Source organism: Flavobacterium sp. Arc3 (genome assembly GCF_041431375.1).
Taxonomy (GTDB): Bacteria; Bacteroidota; Bacteroidia; order Flavobacteriales; family Flavobacteriaceae; genus Flavobacterium.
In genome coordinates, this window is sequence record NZ_JASMRI010000008.1 from 114,495 (window position 1) to 139,104 (window position 24,610).

Below are 24,610 nucleotides of genomic sequence, written 5' to 3' on the forward strand. Positions count from 1 at the left end.
TCTCAATTGCAGGTTCCCTAAAATTCAATTATCTTTACAACCAAATAATGACTATAATGACTACCAAAGAGAATCCAACCCAATTAGAACAATATTTCCAACAATTCCGAAAGAATATCATAGGAATCGATCAAGACTTCACTTCTCCGTACGGGCAACAACAAATTATCTATACGGATTGGACAGCGAGCGGTCGTTTATACCGTCCTATTGAGGAAAAATTGATGAATAAATTTGGACCCTTTGTTGCCAATACGCATACAGAGACAACGGTGTCTGGTACAGCAATGACGAAAGCATACCACCATTCGAGAAGTATTATCAAAAAGCATGTTAATGCAAATAGTGATGATGTTCTCATTACGGACGGAACAGGTATGACAGGGGTAGTAAACAAATTTCAACGTATTCTAGGACTGAAAGTACCAGAGAACTTGAAAGATTTTATAAACGTACCTGCTGATAAGAAACCTGTTGTCTTTATTTCGCACATGGAACACCATTCGAATCAAACTTCCTGGTTAGAAACGATTGCTGATGTTGAAGTTATCCCTGCTACAGAAGATGGATTATTTAGTGTAGAAAATTTAGAAATACTTTTAGAAAAATACAAAGAACGAAGTTTTAAAATTGCATCAATTACTTCCTGCTCTAATGTAACTGGCATACGAACACCTTATCACGAGGTGGCAAAAATAATGCATCGACATAACGGACTTTGCTTTGTTGATTTTGCTTGTTCAGGACCTTATGTGCCAATAGACATGCATCCTGAAGATCCAGAAAGCTTTTTGGACGCCATTTTCTTTTCACCACATAAGTTTCTTGGTGGACCTGGAACCTGCGGTGTTTTAGTCTTTAATAAAAAATTATATCAAAACTTAGTTCCTGATAACCCTGGAGGAGGAACTGTTTCTTGGACTAATCCTTGGGGCGGACATAAATATATTGATAATATAGAAGATCGGGAAGACGGCGGAACTCCAGGTTTTCTACAAGTGATTAAGACTGCTCTGGTAATTCAGTTAAAAGACCAGATGGGAATTGATAATATCCTGAAAAGAGAACACGAAATTGTAGATTACATATTCTCAGCATTAGGAACTATTTCGAATATTAAAATTTTGGCGGCACAACACCAAGATCGATTGGGTGTAATCTCGTTCTATATTGAAGATTTGCATTTCAATTTGGGTGTAAAACTACTAAATGATAAATTCGGAATACAAACTCGTGGAGGATGCAGTTGCGCTGGTACTTATGGACATTTTTTATTGCACGTAGATCAAGAAACGTCCCATAAATTGATTGATGAAATTACCTTAGGGGATTTAATCAGAAAGCCGGGTTGGATTAGAATGTCTATTCATCCTACAACAACAAATGCCGAAATTGAATTTGTTTGCAACAGCATCAAGGCTTTGGCAGAAAACCATAAAACATGGGCTTTGGACTACACCTACAATAGAGATAGTAACGAGTTTGTCCACAAGGATGCGCAGCCGTTAGAAGACGAATTGGTTAAAAGTTGGTTTTCAATGTAACCCATTAAGAAATATGTTTTATATACAAAAGCCCTTTAAGAGATACTTAAAGGGCTTTTTAGTTGGTATTAATTCATCTTAAGAACTACAGGAAAGCATGGAGCTACCAATTTTTTCTCTGGCCCAATCCGGTCTTTTGGCAAACCATTTTTGGTGCTCTGCTTGTTCTTGATAAGGGTTTTTTAATAAAAGGTGTAGTTCTTCAATTAGCGAATAATCTTCTTTTTCGGCCCCTTCAATAGCTAATTGTGACATATAATTACGCAATACATACTTAGGATTCACTCTATCCATGGCAACTTTACGGTCGGCATCTGATATTGACTCTTGTTTTAGTCTGTTTAAATATTGGGTAAACCAATACATCCAGGCATCGTATGTTTTGTCTACAAGCTCTTCCATTTTGTAAAAGGATTCTTTTATCAATTCAAAAGCATCTTCAACGGATTTTTCTTTCTCGATTTGGCTTAATTTTCTAAAGAAAATAGTCATATCCGTTTCTGTCAATTGTAGATTTTCTGTGAGGATATGAATAAGCTGGTTGTCCTCATCTTCTGTAGTGGATAGTCCTATTTTATCTCGCATCATACTTAAATATTCCTGCTCGTATTGCGACTGAAAGGCCTCTAATATTGCTTCTAGGGGAGCTGCTTCTTGGATCAGTGGATACAATGCATTAGCCAACTGATATAGATTCCAAAGTGCTATTTCGGCTTGGTTGCCAAAGCGATACCTGCGATTTTCACGATCCGTTGTATTAGGAGTCCAGTTGGGGTTGTAGTCTTCTAGCCATCCATAAGGTCCATAATCTATAGTAAGTCCTAAAATAGACATATTATCTGTGTTCATCACGCCATGCACAAAACCAACGCGTTGCCAGTGCACAATCATTTCGCGAGTCTTGTTTGCAACGGCTTGTAAAAGGGCGGCATAATTGGCTGTCGTATTTCCTTTAATTTCAGGAAAATGGTATTTAATCGTAAAATCAGCGAGTGTCTTTAATGTTTTGAGATCTTTTTGTGAGGAGAATAACTCGAAATTTCCAAAACGAATAAAAGAGGGTGCTACTCTGCAAACTACGGCACCTTTTTCATAGGCAGGGTTTCCGTCGTACATCACGTCGCGCAAAACCTGGTCTCCAGTAAGCATCAACGATAAAGATCGGGTAGTAGGAACACCTAAGTGGAACATAGCTTCGCTACACAAATGCTCTCGGATGGAAGAACGCAATACCGCCAAACCGTCAGCTCTGCGTGAGTAAGGCGTCATACCAGCTCCTTTTAATTGTAAAGTGTAAACTTGTTCCCTGTATTCTACTTCGGCAAGAATAATAGCTCTACCGTCTCCTAATTGCCCAGCCCAATTACCAAACTGATGTCCGGCATAACTCATGGAGTACGGTCGTGAATCCGGTAGTAGTTCTTTCCCTGAAAATACATTTGTGAATTCAGGTGATTGTATCTCTTCATTAGAAATGCCTAGCATCGCTGCTACTTCCTCTGAAAAATGAATTAATTTGGGGTTCGAAGGAACTTGGGGTTTAACATAGGAAAAACAAGCGTTTTTTACCTGACGCGTAACATTGGTTTCATCAGGATCTGCAGGTAATTCTGCGCTAAATCTATTGTTGATTTTTAACTTCATTTTGTTTTGCATTAGCCTCAAAATTAGTCAAATATTTTTGGACCAACAGTTAATTAAAACTAAAATTATGGCGTCCGTCTTAGCGTCTGTGTTTCCATCTTTTATGAGTCCAGAAATAATATTCGGGAGCTTCATGGATTTGTTTTTCTACTTCCTGAATAAAAGCATCGGTAATTTCAAAATTAGGAACCGACTTAGGATCATCACTGATAGGAATCAGAGTGGCTTCATAATAGCCTCTTCGTACTTTTTTTACTTTTGCAAAAATCACATTAAGATCATATTTTTTTGCCAACATTTCGGGACCGGTATGCACTGGAACTTCGACACCCATAAAGGATTTCCAATGAAAAATCCTACCAGCTTTTGGGGATTGGTCGCTGGCCAAACCGTATATAGATAGTATATTCTCTTTTTGATTATGGGAGATATAAGGAATCGTTTTGCTGGTGGTAACCAGTTCTGTATTGTATTTTGATCGAATATCCCTGATGAGTTTGTCAAAATATTTGTTACTTAATTTTTTATAGACGCCCACCCCTTGATAGCTAATTTTTTGATTAAGTGTGATTAACCACTCCCAGCTCGCATAATGGGAAGCTATAAGCATAATGCTTTTTTCTTTTTGTTCGTACTCTTTCATCAACTCGATATTTGTGATTACAAATCTTTTGTTCATTTCTTCGGATGATATGGTCATGGTTTTTATCATTTCCATAAACATATCACATAAGTGTCTGTATGATTTCTTCTCAATTACTAGTCTTTCCTGATCACTAAGATTAGGTAGTGCCAAAGCTAAGTTTGCTCTAACAACTTTTTTACGATAGCCTATAATGTAATAGACTAGAAAATAGACGCAGTCTGACAACCAGTAAAAAATGCGAAAAGGAAGAATGGAAATAATCCAAAGAAAAGGGTAAGCTATGATGAAAACGAGAAATTGCATGCAGTATTTTTTCTTGCAAAGATAAGTCAAAAATGAATAACCAGATATATTTTGATGAGGTACTAATAGGGTCTATGAGAATTAGTACATTTGTAATTCACAATAAATAGACTTTATGAATATCATTTTAATAGCAATAATCGTTGTAACCGCATTAGTTAGCTGGAAAGGGTTTAATGACCAATCTTTTTTTAGAAAATACGAATTCCATATGGGTAGTGTTCGCGCCGGTGAACAAATTAGACTGATATCCTCTGGTTTTCTTCATGCTGATATTGCGCATTTGGCCTTCAATATGATTACGCTTTACTTTTTTGCTCCTGTGGTTATAGGTCATTTAGGAAGCTTGTCGTTTTTGATTATTTATTTTGGAAGTTTAATTTTTGGAAGTCTATTGACTATCATGTTCCATAAAGACGATTATAATTATAGAGCGATAGGGGCTTCTGGGGCCGTTACGGGTATTTTGTATTCGGCAATATTATTGCAACCAGACATGATGTTAGGGATCTTTTTTATAATTCCAATGCCGGCTTATCTTTTTGGAATACTTTATTTGCTTTATTCTATTTACGGAATGAGAGCTAAGAACGATAACATAGGTCATACGGCGCATTTTGGAGGTGCTATTGGGGGGTATTTGATTACTTTGATATCTAACCCTCACTTAGTAGTTGACCATACTTTTATGGTTGTGTTACTTACTATTCCTATAATTATTCTTTTTGTGATGGCAAAAATGGGCAAATTATAGTGGCATAACTTTTGAAAGAATATTAGTTCATAAATTAATTAAAATAGTTCAAGATGAAAAAAGCACTAGTAGTACTGTCAATGATGTTTATGACGATGTCATATGCACAAGAAATTAAACAAGTTCCTCAAATCAGTGTTGTAGGAGAAGGAAAAGTAAAAGTTGTTCCAGATCAGGCTACCATTTCTGCCACTGTGGAAACAAAAGGAAATAATGCTAAGGACGTAAAAAAGGAAAATGACCAACAAATGGAAGCGGTACTGAGAATCATAAAAAAAATGAATTTGGCACCAGCTGATTATAGAACACAACGTGTTTCATTAAATCCGATTTATGATTATGAAAAAAAGAAAACGAGTTACAACGCTACTCAAACGGTTGAAATAATATTGAGAGATCTATCTAAATATGATGAGTTAATGGAAGGTTTAGTGAATCAGGGAATCAACAGGATTGATAATGTGGTTTTTCAGTCTTCAAAATTAGCGCAATACCAATCAGAGGCAAGAAAATTAGCGATGAAGGACGCTAAGCTTAAGGCAGAGGATTTTGTGTCTGTTTTGGGACAGAAAGTAGGTAAAGCGATGAATATCTCAGACAATTCGCAAAACTCTCAACCACAGCCTGTATATGCAAGAATGAAGACCATGTCGATGGACGAGAGTGCAGCGCCAAGAGAGACATTGGCAGCGGGAGAAATCACAATAACTGCAAATGTAAGTGTAAGTTTTATTTTAGAATAAGAACAGAATAAATAATAGTTAAGGTCCCGTCTCTTTCAATAAGAGGCGGGGCTTTTTTTTTATATTCTTTTTTGGCTTTATTGTAAGCTGTGAGGTAATAAAAATAGAGTAGTGTATAGTTATGCTAACTGGAACTAAACAAACAGCTATAGCTGCTTGAAGCGATTTAGAAGTCAGTTTAGAGGAGTTCGTAAAATTAATTTTCTTCTATTTAGATTATCTAACCTTTTTGGATAATCCCCAACTTTTGCTTTTGATCCTTGATCTGTTTTATTTACATTTATTGGGGCAAAAAAAAATCGCTGCAATTGCTTGTAGCGATTTGGTGGGGAGAGTAGGATTCGAACCTACGAAGACGTAGTCAGCAGATTTACAGTCTGCCCTCGTTGGCCGCTTGAGTATCTCCCCGAAGCCTTTGAGTACAACACTTATGTTGTTGTTAGCGGTGGCAAATATAGTAACACTTTTCGTTTCTGCAAACAAATAATGCACTTAATTTCACTATTATTTTTAACTGATTGGTATTGAATAAAATAAAAAAATCTCCACTAGGGAGATTTTTTTTATCTGTTCTTGAAAAACGATTATTTAGCTAAAAGTTCAAGAATTTTTGCTTTAAGTTCAGCGCCTCTTAAATCTCTTGCTACAATTTTACCAGAAGCATCAAGTATAAAAGTTGCAGGAATTGCTTCAACTCCATATTGAGCTGCAATTGGTTCATCCCAAAATTTTAAATTAGAAACCTGATTCCAGGTTAACTTATCTTTTGCGATAGCTTCTTTCCATTTGGCAGCATCTTTATCTAATGAAACACCAATGATATTAAGACCTTTTGCGTGTAACTCTTTATAGATCGCAACAACATTTGGGTTTTCTTGTCGACAAGGAGCGCACCATGATGCCCAGAAATCTACAATTGTTACCTTTCCTAAGCTTTCTTTAAGAGAAATTACTTTCCCTTCAGGATTTGGCGCAGAAAAATTTGAAGTTCATTTAGCGTCTCCCATTGGAGCAGCAGTAGCACCAACAGCAGGAGAATTAACTTCAGTAAGTTTTGTTTTAACAGCTTTTCCAGCTTTAGTGTTTTTTAAAGACTCTTCTAAACTATTGAAAATTGTCTCCGTTTTTTTAATATCAGCACTTGGATCGTTAACCATTCCTTGTACAATTAATACACTGATATAAGACTTAGGATGTGATTCAGCGTAAGTTGTATATTTTGCTTTAGTAGCAGCACCAACTTCTGATTGAATTTCTGTATATCCTTGCATCAATTTATTGATTACAGCTGTATCTTTTGTTTGTTGCGCCGCATTCATTGCTTGCATGTTTTGAGTTTGGAAATCCATTAGTTTCTTTTGAACTACTTTAATTTCCTCATTGAATTTAACATACTCATCATTACTATAAGTTCCTGAAACTTTAGATTTTTGAATACTGTCTTTATCGATAGCGATAGTGATTTCTCCATTTTCTAAGATAAAAGGAATTTTTCCGTAAGGTTCTTTTCCTGCTACTGATTCTAATTGTATGGTATGGAAAGCTGGTTCAGTAACTTTTCCTTTGATTTCAAACTTACCGTTTTCTACTTTTACAGTGTCTAAAGCTGTAATAGCGCCAGTGGTAGGATCTTGAGTTTCTAAGATTATAGTTTTACCATTTTCAATACCAGTTGCAGTACCAGTGATAAGGAATTCATCTTTTCCAACTTTGTTGCAAGAAAATAAAACAACAGCAACAGAAAGTAATAAAATTATTTTTTTCATTATTAATTAGTTAATTAAGTTAAGTGTGCAAAAGTATTTAAATTTATTAAAGTACAATTAATTTTATAACCTAAATTTTTGTTATTTTTTTAGTATTCATAATGATGAATATTAGCAGATAGTTGTTAAATTAGGGAATAAAAGAGGAGTGTTTGTAAGCGAAGACTCAGGCACTCTCTTTTTTAGCCTAGAGATATTTATTAGTTTGTCTGATGAGAGGAATTGCCGCTTATTCTCATGGTAATCAATTGCTTATTAATTTTTTGTTAGTATCTGTATTCAGAAAAATAGGGATTGCCTTAAAATAATTTATATAGGCTATCTGCTGACCTGAATTTGGAAAACAGTAGGTGTTTATGTTTTAAGAATTTAGAATAACGGCTGTAGCTAGGTAAATTTAAGTTCTATTTCCTATTGTTTAATGCAATAAACTGCTTCTCCTAAGTTATTTAAAAATAAACATAAATGGCTTTAATTTACCTTTCTTTATCAGACAGTAGTATTGCAATCGGGTTCCGTGTTGAAACCTATTGTGGCATTTTAAATATATGATCTGTATCTAGAAGGCATTAGTCATTAAAAAATTCGCTGTTTTTTTTAGAATAATTAATCTGAGGGGAGGTAGTAGCGAAATTTTAAGTTTTAAAAAAAGATGATGTATAAAAAAAGCACCCGTTAAGAGTGCTTTTAGTATTTCTATTTTAGAGTAATCTAGTCTTGGTTTAATGTTTTTCTCCAAGTAAAAGAACTAAGAATATGTCTTTTTGCGAATCTTCCAGGAGAAGCTGCATTTACCATTTTTACATAAGTTGCTTTAGGTACACTGATGTACTCATAAACGCTACCGTTTGAAAAATTGATAATCAATCTACCTTCAACAAATTTGTAATCTGTAATTGTTGCAGTTGTAATTGTTTCTGTGTATTCAGGTAAGTTCAACTTTGTAGTTTCAGGATTGATACTTACTAAGAAGTGGTAGGCCTCAATTACTTGTTTACTTTTTTCTTCTGCTGCTTTTAATCCTGCCTCATCACCTTGAAATTTATCAGGATGACATTCCTTCATAGAATTACGGTAGATTGTTTTTAACTCTTTAAGCTCTGCGGTTTTTTCTACATTTAGCAGTTTGCGGTATTCAACTATTTTTTTCATAAATATGGTAACTACTTGTCTTTTAGTATAAAATCAATGTAATTTGATTTCAGAACCGACAATTTTTTTGCAAAAGTACACTTTTTTTTTAATTTTTAGTTTGAGACTAAAAAATATTCCTAAAAAAGAGCATACAACAGTTCTTAGTTTCTAAATAATATGGACTCTAAAACAATATTATTGTTGCGGTTTGTTGTTTGCTTTATCGAAGTTCTTAGATTTCTTAGGGTACTTGTTATAGCTGATATCACTAGGGTTCTCGATAATCGACTTAATTGTAATATAATCGCCCAGAGTATGATTAGAACTCGCCATTTTATAATCTAAAAGATATTCACCACAAAAGAAATTGTTGTTTTCATCTTTTTCCATTATCCCGGTATAAACCCCTTTTTGTAACATTTTTTCTTGTGAAGACTTTGTCATAATCAATTTAATTTTATAAAATTCTAATTTGCAAAGTTAATCAAATATTTAATTCCCGCTGTCGCATTTTAGACTTTCTGACTACCTTTGTGCAATGCAAAAAATATTTCGCCCCAGTCCTAAATCTTTCAAGAACACTTTCTGTGTTTTTCAAGAGCTACCCATAAGTAGCCTCGAAGCGCTAACGGTGCAATATGCCAGTAAGTCGGGGAGTAGTTATTATTACACTAAATTGGGGATGTATCGCTTATCAAACCATTGGGGAAGGTTAGCCAACAGCAAATGGAGATTAGAACCTATGGAACCCGAATCTGACTCAAAAACTAAATTAGGTTTTGCGCTTTGGTCTCAATTTTATCCTGATAATGCGGTCGAGGAACTGTATTATTTAGAAATGAATTATAGTAAGAACACGGTTAATTATCAGCATAAAAATAACCCTGATTATAATGGAAAAGCAATACTTCGCAGCAGTTTTGAAACCACTAAAAAAATCAAACAAATTAGAAATCTACTCAATTTGACCTCATGGGCTAAGTATTATGAATACGATGATTTAGATGTTTTACGAAAAAAAATCATAGAGGAATTGATTTTTACGACCAAACCTTTAGAAGACGTTAAAAGAGATTTGATTGATGCTAGCTCGTAATAATTCTATAGTATTTTAATCATTAGAAGCAATCAATTCGATATCGTTATTAGTAATAGGTTTAGATAAATAGCCTAAAATTGCAGGATAGGTTTTGGAATTGTTCTTATCCTCAATTGCAATCGAAGAACTGGAAATATAGACGTCAATTTGTTTGTTTATTAAGAATTTCAGTTTTACCAGTTCTTCCATAAACTCCCATCCGTCCATAACGGGCATATTGATATCCAACAGAATGATATCTGGAAGCGCTTCCTTGTTTTCAATCACACTAATCAAGGCTTCTAACCCGTCTTTCCCGTCATAAAAAGAGGAAATACTTGAGAATAAATCTGTTTTTTGGATAATTTTAGTAACGATGATTTGGTAAATTGAATCGTCGTCTATTATCCATATTTTCTTTTTTGTCATCGAATATAGATTTTAAAAGTAGTACCTACGTTTGGTGTGCTCTCCACCGTAATATTACCGTTCATAGCGTCAATTTGGTTTTTTGTAATAAATAATCCAATTCCTTTTGACTCCGGATTATTGCTGAATGTTTTGTACATCCCAAATATCTTGTCTGCGTTTTTTAACAGATCAATTCCAACTCCGTTGTCTGTAATTTGAAGTATGTTCTTTTCTTCTTCAATTAACCATTTAATGTTAATAACGGGAGACCTGTCAGGATGGCTGTACCGAATCGAGTTAGAAATAATGTTGTATAAAATACTCTCTAAATAAGCAGGATTGTAATTGACCTTTACATCATGTGGAATTTCGGCAAAAATAGTCGCTTTTTTGGCAATTATTTGTTGAGAAAGCACTTTTTTTGTTTCCTCTAAATAGTAATTTAAATTTAAAGATTCTGATATCAAACCGATATTATTTCTAATGTTTATGACCTCGTTTAAGTGCAGCATCGTTTCATTTAAGGAATTAGATACTGATTTTAATAGCAGTAGTAACTCGTTTTTTTCTTGCTCAGAATCAGAGGTTTCGATTAAGGACATAATTGAAGCAATATTACTAGTATGAGATCTTAAATTATGAGACACAATATAAGAGAAATTCAAAAGCCTTTTATTTTGTTCTGTAACGAGGTTAAAAGAATTCTTTAAATCTTTTTCTGATTCTTTATTCTTTGTAATGTCGATCATGATACCTCTTAAACCTACAGTTTTATCATTTTCATAAACAACACTTACAATATCTTTCAGCCAAACAATTGATCCGTTTTTAGCAATCATTCGATATTCAAAAGTATGATTTAAGTTCTGAGTTGTTTTCAAATTGCAATAGTTGACTGCCCATTCTCGATCCTCCGGATGAATATGGTCATTCCAAAAAGTACGACTCGCCAGCCACTCCTCTTGAGTATAACCTAATATTTCTTCTACTTTTTTACTGATAAAGGAAAATGAAAAGGTTGCAAGGTCACTTTCCCAAACAATTCCATCAATAGTATTAATTAGAGATTCTATTCTTTTTTGTGAATCAATAATATTTTTTTCAGCTGTTTTTCTTGCTGTAATATCTTCGGTTGAGATTATTACTCTTTCTAGAGAATCTTCATATCCTTTCATTACATTGTACATCAAATGTATGTCCCTGATCTCTCCATTTGGATTTTTTGTCTTGGCATCTATTTTAAATTGATTCTTGCCTAAGCAGATTGCCTCAATATTTTTGATAAAAGAAGGAATAGATTCTTCGGTAAAAATAATTGAAGAATCGTTAAGGATTTCAAACTTTGTTTTAGGGAAAAAATGAACAAGACATTCCGCATTAATATCAAGAATTTTAACCAAGGAGAAACAATTCCTCACTACTTCAGGATGTTTAAATAAATGAGTGGAAATTTTTTCGGGGTCTTCACCAATGAGTTTCAGATCTGAAAGGTATTTTTTAACTGCAGAATAATCTTCTTCCCATAGCTGAAGAGGAGAGTCATTAAATAGACTTTTAAAACGAATTTCACTTTTTTTAAGTAATTCTTCGGCTTCTTTTTTTAATGAAATATCTTCAACAATCGCAATGTGAGTGGATGGTTTCTCGCCAACACTCCAAAGGGGTGAAACGGTTAGATTAGTCCAGATAATTTTTCCGGATTTTGTTCTGTATCGTTTTTCCATTGAGTATTCTCTGATCGTTCCTTGTTTCAGTTTTTCTAAATTTGATAGATCTTGTTTCAGGTCGTGAGGATACGTGACGGATTGAAATGTTTTTTTTTGCAATTCCTGGGCTGAATATCCTAATAATTTACAATATTGATCATTGATTTCGAGAAAATAGCCGTCGATAGAGTCCATGTATGCGATACCCACAGCAGCTTGGTCAAATATCGATTTAAATTTTATTTCGCCATCAGAAAGGATAGCGGCCTGATTTTCGACTAAAAGTTGTAATTCGGCCGGTTTTTTCAGGATAATCGTTACCAAAAAACCAAATAATGCTGCTAATAGCAAACCAAAAATGGCTGGTATTACAATTTGGCCATATAGATAGTTTTGATGTTTAGAGGTAAGGTATATTTCCCAATCACCATCAGGTATACGAAACGATACGCTATAATTTTTTGAAAATTCGTTCTCTTTGGGCAGGTAGAAAACCTCTTTTTGAGTAACAGGGTCTACCTTTGAAAACTGAAAGTAATATTTAGAATGATTTATGCTATGTACCCCTGAATACTTCAAGAGGTCTTCTAGTTTAATGATAACTGCTGAAAACCCCCAAAATTTATTATTCTGGAATACAGGAAGACGCCCCACAATCCCAACACCACCTTGTTTCAAATTAAAGGGACCGGCGAAGAACATTTTCCGAGTTTCAATCGATTTTAACGCTTCCTTTCTAAGAGATACGGACTTCAAAATGTCTAAACCCATTGCGGCTTCGTTGCCTTTTGCAGGATAAGTATATTTAATGATTCCGTCTGGTACTAACTGAACTGCAGAGACAGTTGGATTAGAAGCTACTAATTTTTTTCCAATGGTGTCAAAATTTTCAGGAACACCCTCGTCATTTATAGTAAGCGCTAAGGAAAGTGTGGTTGTATAAGAGTTTTTAAGTGACTGTTCAATGTTTTGATGAATAGTTTCAAGCGTATATCTCATCGCATGCTGTTCATCATCTTTAACTATTTTATATTGCTGAAAAGCGATGTATCCTACAAAAATGCTCAAGAATAGGAATGTAAAGAAGCCCGTTGTTTTTGGATTTGTTAAAAACCAATGGTAAAATTTTAATCTAGTATTTTCAGATTTCATTTATGCTATTTGAGGGATTGCGGGAATCTTGAATGACTTACAATTTTAATTATAAAAATTTTATAAATATATAAGAAATTACTGAAAACCGTAAATTTATAGATTATTAATTAACGTAATGAAAGATTAAATTTCCTGTTGGATCGTTGTTAGGACAAAAAATAAATTAATACAATCAACTAAGATATGGTGTTGATTTTTCATGAACTAGTAAGTAAGGTTATTAAATCATTAAATTTATTTGGTTTAATGGGAATCAATTCGTTCTGGAGGATTGTTAATTTTTAATACAAATAGCAGAAAGGTTTTATTAAGCCATAGAAGCACAGTATGATTTCAATTAAAATGCCGAACTTTGCCTAATAATTCTAAAGTACAAGAATCTTCGATTTAAGATTAAAATTATTTTATTTTTAATAGTGATTAGCTAAAGTGCATGTTGCGTTAAGAATAGGTAGTATAGAAATAGATTGAAAAACAAATTATTATGAGCAGGAATAACGAAAAGAATATCAAAAAGCATAACGATAAGTTGCATAAAGCACAGGATAGGGTGAAAAATGCAGAGATTCTTCGCAAAGAAAAGTTAAAACAAATTGTGAAAAAATTCCACGATACTAAGAATTCAGATACTACTATTTAATTAAACAAAAAATGGAAAACGATAAATTTATCTTATTGAACAAAAATGTTCAGGAAATAATTGATTTGATTGCAATTAAAAATGCTAAAGAAGCGAACAACAAATTAGCGGAAGTAAGTGAGCAGTTAGATGATTTTCTTGATTTTTCTGATGAAGACGAGGATTTGATTGAAATCAGTAAATACCAAGTATTATTAAATCAATTGCACCAAAAGATTATAGCTCTTAATGGGCAGGCATAACAACCTATATGACAACATTAAAATGCTATTGCGGTTCGCTAAAGAACTTTAGCCAATGTTGCGAAAGCTACATCAAAGGAGTTAAAAAAGCCCCTACAGCAGAAGCTTTGATGCGCTCGCGCTATTCTGCATATGCTACACAAAAAGCAGATTATTTAGTAGCAACGACTCATGTTTCTACGCGGAAGCACCATAAAAAAGAAGATATTTTAGAGTGGTCTCAAAGTAATGAATGGATTAAATTATCTGTTTTAGACGCGACTATAAATACGGTTACTTTTAAAGCATTTTATCTTGATAGCACACTTCATGCACAAATTCATCATGAACATTCTACTTTTAAATTAGAAGACGGAAGTTGGTTTTATGTTGATGGAGAATTTTATTAGTACCACGTAATCGCGTGAGTGATTGCAGCGGAAATCCTCCCGTTTTTTTCGGGAGATTGAGAGCGTAAAGCACGACCCTTGTGGTCACGCCAAAATTAAATTTATAGTACGATTAGTTTCTAACTATACCAGTAGAACCTGTTGTATTAGGTGTTAATTCATAAACTGTATTAGGGATAATGTTAGGTTCAATTCGATGAGAAACGTATAAAATCGCCATATTTGTTTCTTGCGATAAAAGGGTAATGAGTTGTGCCACCATGGCAACATTTTCATCATCTAACCCTTCTACAGCCTCATCTAAAATTAATAAAGGAGGATGTTTTAGTACGGCACGCACAATGAGCGCAAGTCTTTGTTGGCCTATTGAAAGTGTTTTAAAAGGTTTGTTTTTAAGTGGACTTAAATGGAGTAACTCAAGCCATTGCGAAACTATATTTTTTTGTAAAACTGTGGGTTGTGTGTACAAGCCGATGGAGTCAAAAAAACCAGATAAAACCATTTGTTCGAGACTGTCATTTTTTTGAAATAAATCAGTCATGGCGGTCGAAAAGTAACCAATATTCTTTTTTATATCCCAGATGTTTTCTCCGCTACCTTTTTTCATGCCAAAAAGATATAAATCCTGTCCGTAGCCCTTTGTATTGTCTCCCGTTATTAAAGAGAGCAAGGTGCTTTTTCCAGATCCATTAGGACCCAGTAAATGCCAGAAATCTCCTTTTTTAATAGTCCAATTAATATTATTTAAAATTGGTTTTTCGTGGTAGCTTACGCAAAGATTATTCATTTTTATTAGAACCTCTTCAGAAAAAATGATGGGGTCAAGAGGTGGTGGGATGCTATTCGCTTTAAATAAATCTTGCGCTTTAATTATTGGCTTTATTTCGTTCAAGACAAATGAATTGTCTTTGATGTGCGCTTTTTTTACTTGAAAAGGAACTAAATCGCTCTGACGATTTACTAATAGAATCAATTGCGTTTTTTGAGCTAATTCCTGTAATATAATTGTAATCGTATTTCTAGATTTTTGATCTAAATGGTCTAGTGGATTGTCAACGATAATATAATCAGGTTCTTGGTCGATGCAATAGTTCAAAAAAACTTTTTTTCGTTCGCCAGATGAAAAAGTCCTTAGCTTTCTTGGGGTCTCAAATGAAGTTTCGACTGTATCATATTGATATTCTTTTTTAATGAAGTTGTCAATGGCTATGTCTGAAAAAAGGATTCCTTTTTTAGTGTTAAAAGTACTTAGCTCTGTGCGGGATGCTCCAGAAAGAATGGTTTCTATAAATGCATTTTTATCGACTTGATTGGATAGAAAGATTCCCCAATGTTCTAATGGTTCCATTATTGATTTTTTTAAAACGATAAAATTAAACTTATTTATTTTCGTACCACCTGATTCGAAAGGAATGTGATAACAAACTCTTTTTTTAACTAAAAATTAATAATCGTTTGCCAAGACACTGTTTCAAAATGATGTAATTTTAAAGTCTATGAAAAATGATACTAAAAAAGGTTTCTACTTCAAGCAATATGAGGCGCCAAATCAGTCTCCGTTTGATAAACTCTTTGGAATTTTCAAGGAATTAATCACACATACTTCAGGAGATTTTGACGAAGCAATTGACTGGTTGCGGGAATTAGACAAAGAATATAAACTCACAGATGAACACTATACCATCGATGATTTTATAGAAGATTTAAAGAAAAAAGGATACATCAGAGATGAACTAAAGGACGATGGAACTTCAGGTATTGGAATAACGGCGAAAACAGAACGTGCCATCAGGCAGCAAGCTTTAGACCAGATTTTCGGAAATTTGAAGCGGTCTGGAAGCGGAAATCACAAAACAAAACATTCCGGGAATGGAGATGAGCATACGGGAGAATTTAGGGAGTTTCATTTTGGCGACGGCCTGGAACGAATTTCCCTGACTGAGAGTTTACGTAATGCCCAAATCAATAACGGAGTAGAAGACTTTATGCTCACCGAAAATGATTTGGTTGTCGAGGACACCCAGTATAAATCCCAAATGAGTACCGTACTGATGATCGACATCAGTCACAGTATGATTTTGTATGGTGAAGACCGAATCACACCCGCCAAAAAAGTGGCTATGGCGCTAGCAGAACTAATCACAACGCGCTATCCAAAAGACACTTTAGATATTTTGGTTTTTGGAAATGATGCTTGGACTATCGCCATTAAAGATTTACCGTACTTAAAAGTAGGTCCTTTTCACACTAATACCGTGGCGGGATTGCAACTGGCAATGGATTTACTGAGAAGAAAGCGAAATACCAACAAACAAATTTTTATGATCACAGACGGTAAGCCGAGTTGTGTTCGTGAGAAAGATGGTAGCTATTATATGAATAGTAATGGGCTGGACGAATATATTGTAGATAAATGCTACAGTCAGGCACAACAAGCCAGAAAGCTGCATATTCCAATAACAACATTTATGATTGCAAACGATCCGTATTTACAGCAATTTGTCAATAAGTTTACAGAAGCTAATCAAGGAAAAGCCTTTTATACGGGACTGAAAGGTCTTGGTGAAATGATCTTCGAAGATTATGAGACGAATCGTAAAAAGAGAATTAAGTAGTATTCAGTGTTCAGTTTTTAATGTTCAGTCGAGCAGTGAAATAAAGAGGATAGCAATAAATACTTAACGTCTTTTGTTTTTAAATATAATGAGTTACCGTAAGAAATTAGAATAACGACTTCCCGCACTTAGCGGTTAATTAAATAAAAAAAATGAAAATAGAAAATATAAATACATTAGGGGAGTTAAAAGCTTCAGGATATCAAAGTAAAAGTATAAAAGAAGAATTACGTACTAATCTAAGAGAGAAAATAAAATCAGGAAAGCCAACTTTTGAGGGTGTTCACGGTTTTGAAAACACGGTAATTCCGGAGTTAGAACGTGCTATATTATCGCGTCACAACATCAATCTATTGGGGCTTCGTGGTCAAGCAAAAACTCGTTTAGCGAGAAAAATGATTGAATTGCTGGATGAGTATATTCCATTTGTGACTGGTTCAGAGATTAATGATGATCCGCTAAAGCCTATTTCGCGTTATTCCAAAGATTTAATTGCAATAAACGGAGATGCTACCGCTATTTCATGGTTGCACAGAAGTGACCGTTTCTTTGAAAAACTAGCCACACCAGATGTAACTGTTGCCGATTTGATAGGTGATATTGATCCTATTAAAGCCGCTAATTTAAAACTGTCTTATGCTGATGATCGTGTGATTCATTTTGGGATGATTCCACGTGCTAATCGTTGTATTTTTGTGATTAACGAATTACCAGATTTACAAGCCAGAATCCAAGTGGCATTGTTTAATATTTTGCAGGAAGGTGATATTCAAATTAGAGGATTCAAATTGAGAATGCCGCTAGATATGCAATTTGTATTCACTGCAAATCCAGAAGATTATACTAACAGAGGGAATATTGTAACTCCGTTGAAAGATAGAATTGGATCTCAAATATTGACACATTATCCTGAAACGGTACAAATCGCCCGTACTATTACAGAACAAGAAGCGAAGCTGGACGTTGCTCAGAGCGATATGGTTCATGTTCCTTCTCTGGCCAAAGATTTATTAGAACAAATTAGTTTTGAAGCTAGAGAAAGTGAATATATTGACAATAAAAGTGGGGTAAGTGCCCGTATGAGTATAACTGCTTATGAAAACTTATTAAGTACGGCAGAGCGTCGCGCGCTAAAAGCTGGAGTAGACAAAACCACCTTGCGTTTATCTGACTTTATGGGAATTATTCCATCGATAACAGGTAAGGTAGAGTTGGTTTATGAAGGAGAGCAGGAGGGAGCAGCATTTGTAGCGCAAAACCTTATTGGATCAGCAATTCATACGTTTTTCCCAGGTTATTTCCCGAAAATTGAAAAACTAGAGAAACCAGATGAAAAAACGGCCTATACGGATTTAATCGAATGGTTTTTTGCAGAAAGCGGTTTTGAATTATTAGATGACGCTACAGATGAGGAATACCAGAGAATTCTAGGATCAATAGTTCCTTTGGAAATATTGGTTAAGAAATACCAACCCCAATTAGAAAAAGAAGACAAATTTTTCATGAAAGAATTTATTTTGTGGGCAATGGTAGAATATAAAAAACTGAGCAAAGACAGGATAACTGATGGTTACCAGTTCAAAGATATGTATGGAAGTTATATCAGTAAATTATAATCACTAATATAGCATTTATAAAATTGCAAAAAGGATTCAGATTCAGTTCTGGATCCTTTTTTTTATGTACTTCGTAATGATTATTAAGTTTAGTAAATACCTATTGCTATTTATTTTTAATCTACCTTGCTCCGTTGGCATCACTTTCGGTCAATGAAATACAATGGAAAATAGCTTTGAAGCTTTAATTACCTCCTATATCGAGAATAAAGTAGGTATCTCTGAACATTTTTTAAGCAACGACTTGGCCAATAGCTTAAAGCAAAATTTACTCGCCTTAAATCAACAAAATTTATTAATTGTCGCTGGAACTGGAAACTCAGAAGTTATTGCTTATGATAGCGCTGTGCGAAGCGATTCTATTTATTGGTTGGATAAAAAACACAATAACGAATTTGAAAATGCTTTTTTTGTTCAAATTGAAGCTTTTATAGCCTACCTAAATGAAAGTTGTTTCACTGGAATTACAGGCTATGAATTTCATTATTCCTTATATGAAAAGGGCGATTTTTACTTGGAACATTATGATCAATTTCACAATAATCCAAGTCGGAAATATTCGATGATTAGTTATTTAAATAGTAATTGGCAACCGGCTGATGGCGGGGAATTGTTAATTCACCAAGATAATAATAACCAGAAAATTGCACCGACGCAGGGAAAAACTGTTTTCTTTAAAAGCGATGAGCTGCTTCATGAAGTTTTAGTTACTCAAAATACCCGTATGAGTATTACAGGTTGGTTAAAATGTGATTGATGTTTAAAACAGTTTTAGTAATTGAGACGCAGATTAAATAGATTTCCGCACCTAATATAAAAATGCGGAGAACCTTTAAATCTGCTTTATCTGTGTGTTATTTTCTAATGTACTGCTTATGTATGCCACTTTATTATATTTTAAATCAATAGGACGGTTTGCATGTCAGTTATAGCAATAGGTTATTAATGAATTGTTTCAAGTTGTAAATACAATCTGTCCGATTCATTTTGTAGTTGGCTTATTTGACTTTTTATGTTTTGGAGATCATTTTGCAACAAGCTCATTTCTTCTAGTTTTTCATTTTCAGATCGAAAGAATGTGAATTTTTCGGCATCTGTAAAATCCTTTTGTGTGTTTTCGAACTGATTTTTATTGTCAATAAGTAAGGCCTTAATTTCAGTAATACGACTGTTAATAGAATCTCTTCTTCTCAGGTTATTATTTTCTAATGCTATTCTTTTTTTTATTTCGTCTTGTATTCGTTGTTCGTTAAATTCGTTTTGTTCCAGTGTGATTTTTTCGTTACTGAATTCTGTTTGTTTATTTTTTAAATCTAATTCGCTTCGTTTATTATTTTGAATAACATTAAGCACAAGGACAGCTGCGAATATGGATAAAAATAAAAGCGTCAAAAAAAAGTGACTTTTCTTTAATCCTAAAATTGTTGTAGACTTTTTTATGGGCTCAATTTCTGGAGAAGGAATTGATCGCTTTATCGTTGGAGGAACTACTGCGAAAAAAGTTTTAAGTTCCTCTATATCCTGAGCGTTTTTCCATTCGTTCATACCTTGGTACCAAACTAAAGAGGCTTTATTTAAGTCTTGTTTTTTTAATTCTTCTAGGATAAAAGGACCACCATTTTCCTTGCCATTATTGATGTAGTAGCTTCTCATAAATTGCAAATATTTGCTGTGCTTTAATAGAGTGTAATATTACAAAAAAATGTATTTTGTTTGTGTTGAAAACAGTAGTTTGTTTTGTTCTAGTTAGATTTTATAATTTTCCATATACTCTTGAAACAAAAAATCCGTTGAGGAATGCGGCTGAATCAATATGACTTTGAAGAAGAACGCCTCTGTGCTTGCCTTCTAGTAGTAATTGAGCGGCTTGCGCCAAAGGAGCTGCGGTAGTGGTTTGAATTGCTCTTAGTAGATGATTTCCTATTTTTTGAGGAAGTATGGTTTTGGCTATTTCTCGACGGCGTAAAACACCTTCAATATCTCTGCCTTGTATAGCGGCATACAATACAATTTGGTCGTCCTCAATATGTGGAATTACCTCTTGCATTTTGTATTGTAGTTCTTTAATTTTAGATGCGGCAACATCTATTTTTTTAATTTGCTTTTCAATCCATGCGTAATGACCGGGGTAGCGTAGCGTTTTATAATCGAGTCTGCACACTTTTCCAGATAAGGCATGAGGTAAATCAGCACCACCACCAGAGGTAAGGTCTTCTTCATAAGTAATGCCGTCAATAATAATTTCAGCTCTTTCTGATAAGGAGGGAAGCGTGGTTTTTACGTAATCTCTAAGTACGACGGTAGCTTTTAGATATTCGGTGGCCACACCTACGGGACTCCAAGTAAATCCGTAGTAATGCGGTGCTACAGCATGTTTTGTTAAAGCACCTACTTTGAATTCTAAAGTGTGAACAGAGTTGACTTTGTAGTCATTACAAAATTTTCGGAATAATTCATGGGCTAATAAATTAATATATCCAGGTGCTAAGCCAGTTTGTAGTAGAAAACCAGTATCGGCATTTTTAGACAAAGCTATAATTTCTTCCGTCTCGGCCACATACTCGGTAAGGTTAGCATAGTGAAGTTTGAAGTCTTTTGCAAATTGAGCAATTCTTGGTGATGCACTACCTGGGAGACAATCGAGAATGATGTCCCCCTGTTGAAAGATGGCAATCATTTCCTCAGTTAATTCTTTTTCGTCAAGATTAAAAGCTTTGATAGTGCAGGGTTTTGTTGTTCCTTCCTCAACCCATTTAGCTACTTTTTTAGCTTTTAAAAAACTCCTATCACCTATATAAAGAGTAGGAGTGACATCACTCCATTCGGCTAAAATTAAACTAACTGCCTCAGCAATACCTCCTGCACCTGCAATAATAATATTGAAATGTTTTTTCATATACTAAAGTTAATAAAATTTATATAAACAATTGATTTTTAATTAATTAAATATTTAGTGGTTTAAAATTAGGTACTGTTGTTCCTCTCAATTTATTTGCTAGAACTATTTTTGGCCACGTCCCGCAACCTCGGGATAACAAAATAGTACCGATTAATTAATGATAATTAGTCAAATCCACCTAAATTTTAATATGGTAGACTTGGTTTTTTTGTAATAAAAAACGTGGTATTGTTTTCAAATAACCCAACTATGATGTCTCGATTTAATAATACTCAAAACCTACCAATCTATCAAAAAGCAGATGGGGTCTTTACTTAAGATAATGATTGTAGTCAAGACACTAAAGAATTAATTCGAGCAGATACAATGTTTACGTCCTGCCTAGGATAGTAACGGAAAGCCCGTAAGGGAAGGAGCACTAAATAAAACAAAACCCAAAACAGCGACCGTAGGAAGCTCGTTTTGTGTTTATGTTTTTAAGTGCGATGCCCGCGGACTTGTAGTGAAAAGCCTAAAATGGCAGCATACTTATTATTTATACGATAAATTAAGAATTCATGAAAAAAAAGTGATGTCAGGATCTTAATGTGTAATTTTTAGAAGGAATTATTAATTTTCAGTTTCATAATTAGCTGGTAGTTAAATAATTCACTATTTTGAGTGACAATTCTATAAGATCTAAAGGGGGTATTGTAATAGGATTCAGCAGGAGTGGGGGTAATTTTATTACTAAAAAAAATAGTGCTACAATGATATAAAAGGAGCTATTAGCCAGAATGTATAACCTAATAGGAAAGTGACTAGAATAAAAAACAATAACTATGTTTAAAGTAAGACAAAATGTAGGACAAGAGTTTGGATTTCAAATTATGGAAATAATTGATTTTGAACTTGGCTTAGTTGAAAACGTGATTATGCAGTGGGAGGATGATTTAGGAAATAGATTAATAGGAAAATTTAGTGAGTCACAACTTACCAATGCTGATAATGTTGCCAATGTAAATAGTAACGCACAGCAGTAAATTATATTAAGCACTAAAGTGGTTGATTTAAAGATAATAATTTTTTATAAAAAATATAATGAATAAAACGATAATAGTTTCTAATAGATTACCAGTAGATTTAAAATATGATGAAGACAAGTTAGTTGTAAAATCAAGTTCGGGTGGTTTAGCTACTGGAATGAAATCTGTTCATAGAGAGGGCAACGGGATATGGATAGGTTGGTCAGGTTTGGCTAACGAAGATATGAGCGATTTGCAAAAAGCGGAAGTTGATGCTGCTTTGGCCAAAGAAAAATGTGTACAAGTCCCGCTTACTAATAGTGATATTGATAATTATTATTATGGTTTTAGTAATACTGCCTTATGGCCGTTATTTCATTATTTTCAAGCGTATACTGAATTTGAATTAAATCACTGGGAATCGTATGTTGAAGTTAATCAAAAATTTGCCGATGTTGTTTTAGAAAGCGTTAATGATGGTGACACGGTTTGGGTTCACGATTATCAATTATTGCTGCTTCCTGAAATGCTTAGGGAAAAGAATCCTACATTGACTATTGGATTCTTTTTACACATTCCATATCCATCTTATGAGCTTTTTAGAACTTGTCCGTGGCGAAATGAATTGCTTCAAGGAATGCTTGGTGCTGATTTAATTGGTTTTCATACTTATGATTACGCCCGACATTTTCTAAGTTCAGTAGGTCGTATAAAAGATGTTGAAATAAACTTTAATGAGATTTCATATGGTAACCGAATCATAAAAGTAGATTCTTTTCCCATGGGAATTGATTATAATCGCTATCATAATGCTGCATTGGAACATGATAAATATCCCGAAGATTCTAAGTCGGAATTAATGAAAAGCATCGATTTTCATAACAGATCGAATGATGAAAGTAAGTTGATTTTGTCTATTGACAGAATGGATTATACGAAGGGAATCCCTAATAGAATAAAATCTTTTGAATATTTTTTAAATAAATATCCGGAATATAAAGGAAAAGTACGATTGGTAATGTTAGCAGTACCTTCGAGAGAAAATGTTGCCCAATACCAACTATTAAAAAGAGAAACAGATGAACTTGTAGGAAGGATTAATGGTGATCTATCTACTATTAGTTGGACTCCTATCTGGTACTTCTACAGATCATTGCCTTTTGACGAGTTAATCGATTTGTATGTTTCTTCAGATGTGGCAATGGTAACGCCAGTTAGGGACGGAATGAATTTAGTTGCGAAAGAATATGTGGCTAGTCGAACAAAAGAAAATGGAGTCTTGATATTGAGTGAAATGGCTGGTGCAGCCAAGGAAATGCATGAGGCATTGATTGTAAACCCGAATAATTTTGATCAAATAGCGGATTGTCTTAAAGAAGCATTAGAGATGCCAGCAGAGGAACAAAAAACGAGATTAGAAGCGCTACAAAAAAGAATTTCTAGATACGATGTAGAACGATGGGCAGGAGAATTCTTAAAAGCGCTTAAAGTGGCAAAGGAAGCTGTTCCAATACAAGTTGCAAAAAAGCTTACGCCAAATAAAATTGAAGAAATTGGGCTACATTATAAAACGGCTACTAAAAAATTACTTTTACTGGATTACGATGGTACCTTGGTAGGTTTTAAAAATAATCCAATCGACGCTAGCCCAAGTCAAGAGTTATATGACTTATTAGACAAAATTAATCGTGACGAAAATACTGAAGTAGCCATAATTAGTGGGCGAGATCGTAAAACACTCGAAGGTTGGTTTGGTAGTAAAAGCTACACTTTGGTTACAGATCATGGGGCATGGTTACGAAAAATAGGAGAGGATTGGGTCGCTTTAGATCATTTAAAATCACAATGGAAAGAAAATATTAGACCAGTACTGGAAGCTTTTACAGATAGCACCCCAGGAGCGTTAATAGAGGAGAAAGAATATTCGTTGGCTTGGCATTATCGAAAAGCAGATGCTGAAATGGCGGCTTTGAGAACGATGGAATTGAAACATGTTTTAAAAAGTTTGTTATTCAATAATAGTCTTTCTGTTCTTGATGGAAATAAAGTGCTGGAAGTAAAAAACAGCAATATCAATAAGGGTCGCGCTGCTACGAGTCTTATTTCGAATACAAAGTATGATTTTATATTTGCTATAGGAGATGACTGGACAGATGAGTTTATGTTTGAAGAACTTCCTGAAAGTGCTTACACGGTAAAAGTTGGAAATGTAAAAACAGTAGCCAACTATTTCATTAAAGACAATACAGAAGTTCTTGGTCTTTTAGATAATATAACCTCATTATAATTTATAACAGCAGTTAATTCTGCATTTAGATTGT

General features: G+C 34.1%; 22 protein-coding genes, 1 tRNA gene and 1 pseudogene. 12 read left to right on the plus strand and 12 right to left on the minus strand.

Annotated elements, in window-relative coordinates; all coding sequences use genetic code 11:
• Positions 1-56: 56 nt before the first annotated feature.
• Complete coding sequence (locus QO200_RS07695) at positions 57-1,544, plus strand: aminotransferase class V-fold PLP-dependent enzyme (RefSeq protein ID WP_371538441.1); 1,488 nt, start codon at positions 57-59, stop codon at positions 1,542-1,544.
• Between the two features lie 78 nt (positions 1,545-1,622).
• Here QO200_RS07695 and QO200_RS07700 read toward each other — a convergent pair whose 3' ends face one another.
• Both QO200_RS07700 and QO200_RS07705 read right to left on the minus strand, forming a co-directional pair.
• Positions 1,623-3,188 (minus strand): YdiU family protein, encoded by a 1,566-nt coding sequence (locus QO200_RS07700; protein WP_371538442.1) that lies wholly within the window; start codon positions 3,186-3,188, stop codon positions 1,623-1,625.
• 79 nt (positions 3,189-3,267) lie between these two features.
• A complete protein-coding gene (locus tag QO200_RS07705) occupies positions 3,268-4,137 on the minus strand; it encodes a lysophospholipid acyltransferase family protein (protein WP_371538444.1) in 870 nt (289 codons plus the stop codon).
• 115 nt (positions 4,138-4,252) lie between these two features.
• Between QO200_RS07705 and QO200_RS07710 the strand changes: the two genes are divergently transcribed.
• Together QO200_RS07710 and QO200_RS07715 are read left to right on the plus strand one after the other, a co-directional pair.
• Entirely contained in the window at positions 4,253-4,891 is a 639-nt protein-coding gene (locus QO200_RS07710; RefSeq protein WP_371538446.1) for a rhomboid family intramembrane serine protease, read from the plus strand.
• Between the two features lie 53 nt (positions 4,892-4,944).
• Complete coding sequence (locus tag QO200_RS07715; protein WP_371538447.1) at positions 4,945-5,634, plus strand: SIMPL domain-containing protein; 690 nt, start codon at positions 4,945-4,947, stop codon at positions 5,632-5,634.
• A gap of 323 nt (positions 5,635-5,957) precedes the next feature.
• Here QO200_RS07715 and QO200_RS07720 read toward each other — a convergent pair.
• From QO200_RS07720 to QO200_RS07740, 5 genes and pseudogenes are all read right to left on the minus strand, one after another.
• Positions 5,958-6,042: transfer RNA gene (locus QO200_RS07720), tRNA-Tyr, on the minus strand.
• 176 nt (positions 6,043-6,218) lie between these two features.
• Positions 6,219-6,605: pseudogene (locus QO200_RS07725) on the minus strand (TlpA family protein disulfide reductase); the annotation flags it as partial.
• Between the two features lie 18 nt (positions 6,606-6,623).
• Positions 6,624-7,400 carry a DUF4369 domain-containing protein gene (locus QO200_RS07730; protein WP_371538449.1) on the minus strand — a complete coding sequence of 259 codons (777 nt, stop codon included), beginning with the start codon at positions 7,398-7,400 and terminating at the stop codon, positions 6,624-6,626.
• 711 nt (positions 7,401-8,111) lie between these two features.
• Positions 8,112-8,552, minus strand: a complete 441-nt coding sequence (locus QO200_RS07735; protein ID WP_339921332.1) for a KTSC domain-containing protein — start codon at positions 8,550-8,552, stop codon at positions 8,112-8,114.
• Positions 8,553-8,729: 177 nt separating this feature from the next.
• Entirely contained in the window at positions 8,730-8,978 is a 249-nt protein-coding gene (locus QO200_RS07740; protein WP_371538450.1) for a hypothetical protein, read from the minus strand.
• 94 nt (positions 8,979-9,072) lie between these two features.
• On the opposite strand from QO200_RS07740, the gene QO200_RS07745 reads away from it, so the two are divergent.
• A complete protein-coding gene (locus QO200_RS07745; protein ID WP_371538452.1) occupies positions 9,073-9,630 on the plus strand; it encodes a hypothetical protein in 558 nt (185 codons plus the stop codon).
• A 15-nt stretch (positions 9,631-9,645) separates the two neighbouring features.
• On the opposite strand, the gene QO200_RS07750 is transcribed toward QO200_RS07745, so the two are convergent.
• Together QO200_RS07750 and QO200_RS07755 are read right to left on the minus strand one after the other, a co-directional pair.
• A complete protein-coding gene (locus QO200_RS07750) occupies positions 9,646-10,041 on the minus strand; it encodes a response regulator (RefSeq protein WP_371538453.1) in 396 nt (131 codons plus the stop codon).
• Positions 10,038-12,881, minus strand: a complete 2,844-nt coding sequence (locus tag QO200_RS07755) for a PAS domain S-box protein (protein WP_371538455.1) — start codon at positions 12,879-12,881, stop codon at positions 10,038-10,040. Before QO200_RS07755 ends, QO200_RS07750 begins: the two co-directional genes overlap by 4 nt.
• 487 nt (positions 12,882-13,368) lie before the next feature.
• Between QO200_RS07755 and QO200_RS07760 the strand changes: the two genes are divergently transcribed.
• Genes QO200_RS07760 through QO200_RS07770 form a run of 3 tightly spaced genes read left to right on the plus strand, consistent with a single transcriptional unit; the run spans position 13,369 to position 14,155 of the window.
• Entirely contained in the window at positions 13,369-13,524 is a 156-nt protein-coding gene (locus tag QO200_RS07760) for a hypothetical protein (RefSeq protein WP_371538456.1), read from the plus strand.
• A gap of 11 nt (positions 13,525-13,535) precedes the next feature.
• Positions 13,536-13,766, plus strand: coding sequence for a hypothetical protein (locus tag QO200_RS07765; RefSeq protein ID WP_371538457.1), 231 nt, complete (start codon positions 13,536-13,538; stop codon positions 13,764-13,766).
• A gap of 8 nt (positions 13,767-13,774) precedes the next feature.
• A complete protein-coding gene (locus QO200_RS07770) occupies positions 13,775-14,155 on the plus strand; it encodes a YchJ family protein (protein ID WP_371538458.1) in 381 nt (126 codons plus the stop codon).
• A 112-nt stretch (positions 14,156-14,267) separates the two neighbouring features.
• On the opposite strand, the gene QO200_RS07775 is transcribed toward QO200_RS07770, so the two are convergent.
• Positions 14,268-15,503: an ATP-binding cassette domain-containing protein gene (locus QO200_RS07775; protein WP_371538460.1), complete on the minus strand. Its 1,236-nt coding sequence runs from the start codon at positions 15,501-15,503 to the stop codon at positions 14,268-14,270.
• Between the two features lie 148 nt (positions 15,504-15,651).
• On the opposite strand from QO200_RS07775, the gene QO200_RS07780 reads away from it, so the two are divergent.
• The 3 genes from QO200_RS07780 (at position 15,652) to QO200_RS07790 (ending at position 19,143) form a co-directional block, all read left to right on the plus strand.
• Entirely contained in the window at positions 15,652-16,770 is a 1,119-nt protein-coding gene (locus QO200_RS07780; RefSeq protein WP_371538461.1) for a VWA domain-containing protein, read from the plus strand.
• 152 nt (positions 16,771-16,922) lie between these two features.
• Positions 16,923-18,386 carry an AAA family ATPase gene (locus QO200_RS07785; RefSeq protein WP_371538463.1) on the plus strand — a complete coding sequence of 488 codons (1,464 nt, stop codon included), beginning with the start codon at positions 16,923-16,925 and terminating at the stop codon, positions 18,384-18,386.
• A gap of 163 nt (positions 18,387-18,549) precedes the next feature.
• The gene (locus tag QO200_RS07790; protein WP_371538465.1) at positions 18,550-19,143 is read left to right on the plus strand and encodes a 2OG-Fe(II) oxygenase; all 594 of its coding nucleotides are present in this window, start codon (positions 18,550-18,552) and stop codon (positions 19,141-19,143) included.
• A 185-nt stretch (positions 19,144-19,328) separates the two neighbouring features.
• On the opposite strand, the gene QO200_RS07795 is transcribed toward QO200_RS07790, so the two are convergent.
• Together QO200_RS07795 and QO200_RS07800 are read right to left on the minus strand one after the other, a co-directional pair.
• Positions 19,329-20,039, minus strand: a complete 711-nt coding sequence (locus QO200_RS07795) for a DUF4339 domain-containing protein (RefSeq protein WP_371538466.1) — start codon at positions 20,037-20,039, stop codon at positions 19,329-19,331.
• 100 nt (positions 20,040-20,139) lie between these two features.
• On the minus strand, positions 20,140-21,282 hold the full coding sequence (locus QO200_RS07800; protein ID WP_371538468.1) for a saccharopine dehydrogenase family protein: 1,143 nt from the start codon (positions 21,280-21,282) through the stop codon (positions 20,140-20,142).
• A gap of 824 nt (positions 21,283-22,106) precedes the next feature.
• On the opposite strand from QO200_RS07800, the gene QO200_RS07805 reads away from it, so the two are divergent.
• The gene (locus QO200_RS07805; RefSeq protein WP_371538470.1) at positions 22,107-22,307 is read left to right on the plus strand and encodes a hypothetical protein; all 201 of its coding nucleotides are present in this window, start codon (positions 22,107-22,109) and stop codon (positions 22,305-22,307) included.
• A gap of 58 nt (positions 22,308-22,365) precedes the next feature.
• Positions 22,366-24,576, plus strand: a complete 2,211-nt coding sequence (locus QO200_RS07810) for a bifunctional alpha,alpha-trehalose-phosphate synthase (UDP-forming)/trehalose-phosphatase (RefSeq protein WP_371538472.1) — start codon at positions 22,366-22,368, stop codon at positions 24,574-24,576.
• Positions 24,577-24,610: the final 34 nt, after the last annotated feature.

Bases quoted from the DNA above. Each gene is read 5' to 3' on its own strand.
- QO200_RS07695 (WP_371538441.1), top strand. From the start codon at position 57: ATGACTACCAAAGAGAATCCAACCCAATTAGAACAATATTTCCAACAA.
- QO200_RS07700 (WP_371538442.1), bottom strand. From the start codon at position 3,188: ATGAAGTTAAAAATCAACAATAGATTTAGCGCAGAATTACCTGCAGAT.
- QO200_RS07705 (WP_371538444.1), bottom strand. From the start codon at position 4,137: ATGCAATTTCTCGTTTTCATCATAGCTTACCCTTTTCTTTGGATTATT.
- QO200_RS07710 (WP_371538446.1), top strand. From the start codon at position 4,253: ATGAATATCATTTTAATAGCAATAATCGTTGTAACCGCATTAGTTAGC.
- QO200_RS07715 (WP_371538447.1), top strand. From the start codon at position 4,945: ATGAAAAAAGCACTAGTAGTACTGTCAATGATGTTTATGACGATGTCA.
- QO200_RS07730 (WP_371538449.1), bottom strand. From the start codon at position 7,400: ATGAAAAAAATAATTTTATTACTTTCTGTTGCTGTTGTTTTATTTTCT.
- QO200_RS07735 (WP_339921332.1), bottom strand. From the start codon at position 8,552: ATGAAAAAAATAGTTGAATACCGCAAACTGCTAAATGTAGAAAAAACC.
- QO200_RS07740 (WP_371538450.1), bottom strand. From the start codon at position 8,978: ATGACAAAGTCTTCACAAGAAAAAATGTTACAAAAAGGGGTTTATACC.
- QO200_RS07745 (WP_371538452.1), top strand. From the start codon at position 9,073: ATGCAAAAAATATTTCGCCCCAGTCCTAAATCTTTCAAGAACACTTTC.
- QO200_RS07750 (WP_371538453.1), bottom strand. From the start codon at position 10,041: ATGACAAAAAAGAAAATATGGATAATAGACGACGATTCAATTTACCAA.
- QO200_RS07755 (WP_371538455.1), bottom strand. From the start codon at position 12,881: ATGAAATCTGAAAATACTAGATTAAAATTTTACCATTGGTTTTTAACA.
- QO200_RS07760 (WP_371538456.1), top strand. From the start codon at position 13,369: ATGAGCAGGAATAACGAAAAGAATATCAAAAAGCATAACGATAAGTTG.
- QO200_RS07765 (WP_371538457.1), top strand. From the start codon at position 13,536: ATGGAAAACGATAAATTTATCTTATTGAACAAAAATGTTCAGGAAATA.
- QO200_RS07770 (WP_371538458.1), top strand. From the start codon at position 13,775: ATGACAACATTAAAATGCTATTGCGGTTCGCTAAAGAACTTTAGCCAA.
- QO200_RS07775 (WP_371538460.1), bottom strand. From the start codon at position 15,503: ATGGAACCATTAGAACATTGGGGAATCTTTCTATCCAATCAAGTCGAT.
- QO200_RS07780 (WP_371538461.1), top strand. From the start codon at position 15,652: ATGAAAAATGATACTAAAAAAGGTTTCTACTTCAAGCAATATGAGGCG.
- QO200_RS07785 (WP_371538463.1), top strand. From the start codon at position 16,923: ATGAAAATAGAAAATATAAATACATTAGGGGAGTTAAAAGCTTCAGGA.
- QO200_RS07790 (WP_371538465.1), top strand. From the start codon at position 18,550: ATGGAAAATAGCTTTGAAGCTTTAATTACCTCCTATATCGAGAATAAA.
- QO200_RS07795 (WP_371538466.1), bottom strand. From the start codon at position 20,039: ATGAGAAGCTACTACATCAATAATGGCAAGGAAAATGGTGGTCCTTTT.
- QO200_RS07800 (WP_371538468.1), bottom strand. From the start codon at position 21,282: ATGAAAAAACATTTCAATATTATTATTGCAGGTGCAGGAGGTATTGCT.
- QO200_RS07805 (WP_371538470.1), top strand. From the start codon at position 22,107: ATGTTTAAAGTAAGACAAAATGTAGGACAAGAGTTTGGATTTCAAATT.
- QO200_RS07810 (WP_371538472.1), top strand. From the start codon at position 22,366: ATGAATAAAACGATAATAGTTTCTAATAGATTACCAGTAGATTTAAAA.